Source organism: Caldicoprobacter sp. (genome assembly GCF_047459465.1).
In the GTDB taxonomy this organism is placed as follows: domain Bacteria; phylum Bacillota; class Clostridia; order Caldicoprobacterales; family Caldicoprobacteraceae; genus Caldicoprobacter.
This window is the reverse complement of sequence record NZ_VSCO01000105.1, coordinates 1-6,352: the sequence shown is the minus strand read 5'-3', so window position 1 is coordinate 6,352 and position 6,352 is coordinate 1. Positions and strand designations below refer to the sequence as shown.

The 6,352-nt window shown below is 47.7% G+C and carries 5 protein-coding genes; all 5 read left to right on the top strand.

From position 1 onward, the window contains the following. Positions 1-38 precede the first annotated feature (38 nt). The 5 genes from FWJ59_RS07135 (at position 39) to FWJ59_RS07115 (ending at position 6,351) form a co-directional block, all read left to right on the top strand. Positions 39-1,028: a biotin--[acetyl-CoA-carboxylase] ligase gene (locus FWJ59_RS07135; RefSeq protein ID WP_414481262.1), complete on the top strand. Its 990-nt coding sequence runs from the start codon at positions 39-41 to the stop codon at positions 1,026-1,028. After that, a complete protein-coding gene (locus FWJ59_RS07130; protein ID WP_414481261.1) occupies positions 1,021-1,944 on the top strand; it encodes a P1 family peptidase in 924 nt (307 codons plus the stop codon). The genes FWJ59_RS07135 and FWJ59_RS07130 overlap by 8 nt, the downstream gene beginning before the upstream one ends. A gap of 356 nt (positions 1,945-2,300) precedes the next feature. Continuing rightward, complete coding sequence (locus tag FWJ59_RS07125) at positions 2,301-4,061, top strand: ABC transporter ATP-binding protein (protein WP_414481260.1); 1,761 nt, start codon at positions 2,301-2,303, stop codon at positions 4,059-4,061. Then, the gene (locus tag FWJ59_RS07120; protein WP_414481259.1) at positions 4,055-5,839 is read left to right on the top strand and encodes an ABC transporter ATP-binding protein; all 1,785 of its coding nucleotides are present in this window, start codon (positions 4,055-4,057) and stop codon (positions 5,837-5,839) included. Before FWJ59_RS07125 ends, FWJ59_RS07120 begins: the two co-directional genes overlap by 7 nt. Before the next feature lie 239 nt (positions 5,840-6,078). Further along, on the top strand, positions 6,079-6,351 hold the full coding sequence (locus FWJ59_RS07115; protein ID WP_414481258.1) for a DUF3343 domain-containing protein: 273 nt from the start codon (positions 6,079-6,081) through the stop codon (positions 6,349-6,351). Position 6,352 lies beyond the last annotated feature (1 nt).

The following is a 6,352-nucleotide window of genomic DNA, read 5'->3' as shown; positions in this document are numbered from 1 at the left end:
AGCTTAACGCCTTTTTGTAGAGAAGAAGGTGGGTTGCAATGAGAGATGTAGTGCTTAACATTTTGCTGGATAATTTGGGGCACTTCGTTTCAGGTGAGGACATAAGCAGGCAGCTGGGTATAACCCGGGCTGCCGTATGGAAATACATAAAGCTATTGCAGAGCCAAGGATATCCGATAGAATCGTCTACTAAAAAGGGATACTGCTTAAGGCAGGTCCCGGATATTCTGGACGATGCGTTACTCCTTCGTGGGCTCGATACTTCAGTTTTCGGAAGAAAAATGGAGATACATTCTTCCATAGGCTCTACCAATGCGCGGGCTAAGGAGCTGGCATTGAATGGAGCACCCGAGGGGACGGTGGTCATTGCCGATGAACAGGTACAAGGGCGAGGGCGGTTAGGGCGCAGCTGGATATCGCCGCCCGGCAAGGGCATATGGATGTCAGTGGTATTGAGGCCTCGGCTGTTTCCACAGCAGGCCTCGAGGATAACCATCATGACTGCCGTTGCAGTAGCCAATGCCTTGAAGCGTTCAGCTCAGATTGAGGTGGGCATCAAATGGCCCAATGACATAGTATGCGGAGGGAAAAAGCTGTGCGGCATTTTGAACGAGGTGCATGCCGAACCCCAGGTTATACACTATGCTGTTGTTGGGATAGGGTTAAATGTCAATTTTTCGCAGGAGGATTTGCCCGATGGTATAAAGGATTTGGCCACCTCGTTGAAAATAGAGAAGGACAAGGAATTTTGCCGTGTGGACATAATAAGGGCCATACTGCAAGAGATGGAAAAAAGCTATTTACAAAGGTTGAACAATGATAGATTTACCGAGCTTTTAAAGGAGTATGAGGCGCATTCGGTCATATTGGGGAAGCGAGTTCGGGTAATTGGTATTGGCAGTGAACTTTCAGGGTATGCCGAGGGATTTGGTGAGGATGGTTCTTTGATACTTCGGCTGGACGACGGCCGCCTGGAAACAATACTGGCGGGAGATGTATCCATAAGGGGGGAAAGCAGCTATGTATGATGGGAAAATCACCGACGTGCCCGGCATTGAAGTGGGACATGCGCAGGATTTTCACGCTAAAACGGGCTGTACCGTAGTCATAAGCAGGGGAGGGGCGGTAGGCGGCGTGGATGTTCGAGGCTCGGCGCCCGGTACCAGGGAGACCGACCTTATGCGACCCATGAATCTGGTAGAGAAGGTCCATGCTGTGGTATTATGCGGCGGCAGCGCTTTCGGATTGGCTGCAGCAGGTGGCGTGATGAGGTACTTGGAAGAGCAGGGAATAGGATTTGATACAGGTGTGGCCAAGGTGCCCATTGTAGCCGGTGCCGTGATATTTGATTTGGGGTATGGAGATTGGCGCGTTCGACCCGACGAGAGGATGGGCTATGAGGCGTGTTTGAATGCCAGCACAGGCCATGTGCCTCAGGGCAGCGTGGGCGCAGGGACGGGAGCTACCGTTGGCAAAATACTGGGGATGGAGGGCTGTATGAAGGGAGGGGTTGGCACCTCCAGCATTAGATTGCCCGGAGGCATTGTGGTAGGGGCCATAGTGGTGGTAAATGCCTTAGGAGATGTGGTTGATCCTCAAACCGGGAGAATATTAGCGGGCGCTCGGGATCCAAAAACGGGCGAATTCATAAATACATGGAGATTTATGTTAAAAGGCAATGCCACAAAAGATGCAACGTTTGGTAACACCACAGTTGGTGTGGTGGCTACCAATGCTTACCTTACCAAAGAGCAGGCCAACAAGGTGGCTTCTATGGCTCATGACGGGCTGGCGCTGACCATAAGGCCTGTACATACCATGCTGGATGGCGATACCATCTTTGCTCTGTCCACCGGCCAAATAGAGGGTGATGTTACCGTCATTGGCACGGCAGCAGCTGAGGCCATTGCCAGGGCGGTGGTCAATGCCGTAAAGAATGCTTAAATTGATTTTGAATATGTTAATTTTATGAGGAAAAGAGAGAAAATAGCTATAACTTATGGGTAAATGCGTGAAATAGCAATAAATGGGAATATAAAATGATATACGGTAGATTACTATGATTTGTATTTGTTGACGGCTAAGAAAAAGTCATTTAATATAATAGAGACTTTTGACAATTTCATCTTTCAGGCACTTTGCTTTTCAGGCCCTTGTTCATGTCACAACATCTGAAGGCCCTTCTCGACAAAAGATGATAGGGTGAAAATATAACGGTAAAGAGATAGCCGTAAAATGGCCGGGGAGCCTTGAAAGGCAGGTGCTTTTAAATCATGAATAAGAAGTGGGGGTAGTTTTATTTGGACGTTTTAAAACGAATAATGGGCTATGTCTGGAAATATAGGTGGCGACTTTTTGCTGCTACCGTTTTTTTATTGCTGGTTATCGGTTTAAACATGGTAACGCCTTATCTTTCCAAAATACTGGTCGATGATGTCATACGAGGCGGCAAGCGCTCCCTTCTGGTGCCAATTTTGCTGGCAATTCTTGTATGTGCAGCGTGCAGAGGGCTCTTATCGTATACCAGGTCCTACTTATTTGAGGACGTGTCACAAAAGTGCCTGTATGACCTGCGCAATGCCATGTATACCCATCTTCAGGAGCTGTCGTTTTCATTTTACGATGACAATCGCATAGGTGAGCTCATGTCCAGGATGACTGGGGATATTGAGGGCATAAGGATGTTATTGGTGGTAGGATTGCCCCTTTTACTGGAGAATGCCACCTATTTCATCGGTACCACGATTGTGCTATTCTCCATGAACGTTAAGCTGGCGCTGGTTACTCTGGCGATTTTGCCCTTGATCGGGTGGATGGCTTTTAAGATGAACAAGGAGATCAGGCCTGCTTACAGCGAAATACGGGAGCAGCAGGCTAGTCTCAGCACGGCAGCTCAGGAGAACATCGCAGGGGTGCGCGTAGTAAAGGCTTTTGCGAGGGAAGAATATGAAATAGAGAAGTTTAAGAAGGAAAATCGGCTCAATATGGAAAAAAACATAAAGGCCGGCTTTATATGGTCCAAGTATTTTCCGCTCATTGAGTTTTTAAGCGGCTTTTGTGCGGTAGCGTTAATAGGCTTCGGTGGATGGATGGTTGCTTCAGGTGAGATTTCGCTTGGAACCGTTGTGGCGTTCAACGGATATCTATGGATGCTGATTTCCCCCGTCAGGATGCTGGGCTGGATCGTCAACGTCATAAGCCAGGCCATAATTGCTGGCAAAAGGGTTTTTAATGTGCTGGATACCGGGTCAGCCATTAAGGAGAAGGAAGATGCGTATTGCCCAAGCGAGTTTCGGGGGGATGTGGTCTTTGAGAATGTCTCCTTTTGTTATAAAGAACAGCCTGTGCTCTTTAACATAAACATAAACGCCCCAGCCGGAAAGACCATAGGCATCATGGGGGCTACGGGGGCCGGCAAAACTTCTATAATAAATTTGATTGCTAGGTTCTACGATGTAACTACAGGCAGGATATTGGTAGACGGAGTTGACGTGCGCGATTGGAAGCTGAGCGCCCTAAGAAGCCAGATAGGTATCGTAATGCAGGATGTATTCCTGTTTTCCGATACCATTGAGGGGAATATACTCTACGGCAACCCCAATGCTACCAAGGAAGAAGTGATTGAGGCTGCCAAGATTGCTGGGGCTCATGACTTCATCATGGAGATGCCCCAGGGCTATGACACCATTATCGGGGAGCGGGGCGTGGGGCTGTCAGGTGGTCAGAAGCAGAGGATTGCCATTGCCAGGGCTATTCTCAAGAATCCCAAAATCCTCATTATGGATGACTGTACCTCGGCTGTGGATATGGAAACCGAATATCAGATACAGCAGGCTCTGCAGAAGGTTATGAAGGGGCGCACCACCTTTATCATAGCCCATCGTATTTCTTCGGTGCGTAACGCTGATGAAATAATATTCCTGGAGAATGGGAAAATTGTCGAGAGAGGTACCCATGAAGAGCTGCTGGCCAAGAAAGGCAGGTATTATGAACTGTACAGACAACAGTACGGGGACCTTGAGGAATTTCAACCAAAGAGGCAGGTGGTGAGCCAATGTTAAGGCAGAGAATAATTGAAGATGAGGTGCTCGAAAAGCCGTTTAATATGGAACAGTTCAAGCGGCTGTTGAGCTATATGAAGCCCTATACCAAGCAGCTGCTAATTACTCTATTGCTGATGATCATAGCATCAGTATGTGGCCTTCTGGGGCCACTCATCCTTCAGATAGCCATTGACGATTATATGGTGCAGGGCAACTACCTTGGCCTGGTTTTCATCGCCCTCATCTACCTTGGGGTTAATTTCATAAGCATGGTGTGTGTGCGCAAGCGGGTCAGGATTATGGTGGTGGTGGGGCAGGAGGTTCTCTTCAAACTGCGGCAAGACCTGTTCAACCACATACAAAAGCTGTCGTTTACCTTTTATGACAGCAGGCCTGCCGGTAAAATACTGGTGCGCATCATCAATGATGTAAATTCATTGAGCGACCTTTTGACCAACGGGATTATAAACGTTGTGATCGATGTCTTTACCCTGATTGTAGCGCTGATTTTCATGTTTTCCATACACTTCAGGCTGGCGCTGATATCGCTGATTACGGTGCCGCTGATGGCTTTGGTCATAATACTGCTTAAAAAGGAGATAAGGGTCAGATGGCAGACAGTGCGCAAAAAGAGCTCCAACATGAACGCCTATCTCCACGAAAGCCTTGCGGGCATGCGAGTAATCCAGGCTTTTGTACGGGAACCTGAGACTCGGCGGGTTTACCGCCAGCTGAGCCAAGATATATACTCATCCTGGATGAGCGCCATAAGGGTAAACAACCTGTTTTGGCCTTCCATTGAATGGGTAGCCGCTATAGGTACATTCTTGATTTACTGGTTTGGCATGAAGTTCCTGGATCAGGGTACCGTCACGGTTGGTATCCTAGTGTCCTTTACGGGATATGTGTGGCGGTTCTGGCAGCCGCTCAATAACCTGTGTAATTTCTATAACTCGGTGCTTATGGCTATGGCTTCAACCGAACGCATATTTGAGATGCTGGATATACAGCCCGATATCACCGATAAGGAAGGAGCCATAGAGCTTCCTCCTATTAAGGGTGAAGTCCGATTTGAGCACGTCACGTTCTATTATGAGCCCGAAAAGCCGGTATTGGAAGATGTCAGCTTTACGGTAAGGCCGGGTGAAACCATTGCGCTGGTGGGCCCTACGGGTGCGGGCAAGACCACCATAGTCAGCTTGATTAGCCGGTTTTATGATGCTGTAGAGGGCCGCGTCCTTATAGACGGGGTGGACGTTCGCGATGTGACGCTGTATTCGCTGCGAAAACAAATGGGGATAATGCTTCAGGAGCCCTTCATCTTCTCGGGGACTATAATGGATAATATCCGGTACGGGCGATTGGACGCTACCGATGAAGAAGTGATAGAGGCAGCCAAGATAGTCCGTGCTCACGAGTTTATAAAGGATATGGAGCATGGGTATTATACCCAGGTACAGGAGAGGGGTTCACGCCTGTCGCAGGGGCAAAAGCAGCTTATCTCCTTTGCCCGGGCGCTGCTGGCAGACCCCAAGATACTTATCCTGGATGAGGCCACATCCAGCGTAGATACTCGCACCGAGATGTTGATCCAGGAAGGGCTTAAGGAGCTTCTCAAAGGGAGAACTTCGTTTGTGATAGCTCACAGGTTGTCCACCATACGCAATGCCGATCGCATCATGGTGATTGACCACGGCAGGATAATAGAGTGTGGCAATCATGAGGAGCTTCTCAAAAAGCGGGGAGTGTACTATAACCTGTATAGGGCGCAGTATAAGTTTTTGCAGGCTATATGATGTGGAAGGGCGAAGTTGTATAATCCACAAAAGATGTAATCATGACTTGTTATGTAGGGTTCAAGCAGGAGCATTCGTGGTTGGGCTCCTGCTTTTTTAATTTTATTATATCTGGCGTTTCGCCATCGGGCATAGGAGAATATATTTATATTATGAAGTTTTCATTGGGCCTGTGTGGCTTTACCACGGGCTTTTATTGTCTTTTAAAATATTTTTTGTTGTCGATAAGGGGTGAAATTATGAACTATATAGAGGAATACGGGCTTATAGCTTTAAGATCGAGACAACATGCCATTCACTTGAACGATATGTTAAAAGCGTCCGGCTATCCTGTCCAGCTGATGTCGACCCCTAGAGAGATATCGGTGGGCTGTGGTCTATCCATCAGATTCCCAATAGGCTTAATGCATGAAATCATGCTGATGTATGAAAGGTACAGATACCCGATAACAGGGATTTATCATATAAAGCGAAGGGGCAATAGAATGGAAATAATAAGAATACCCTATTGAT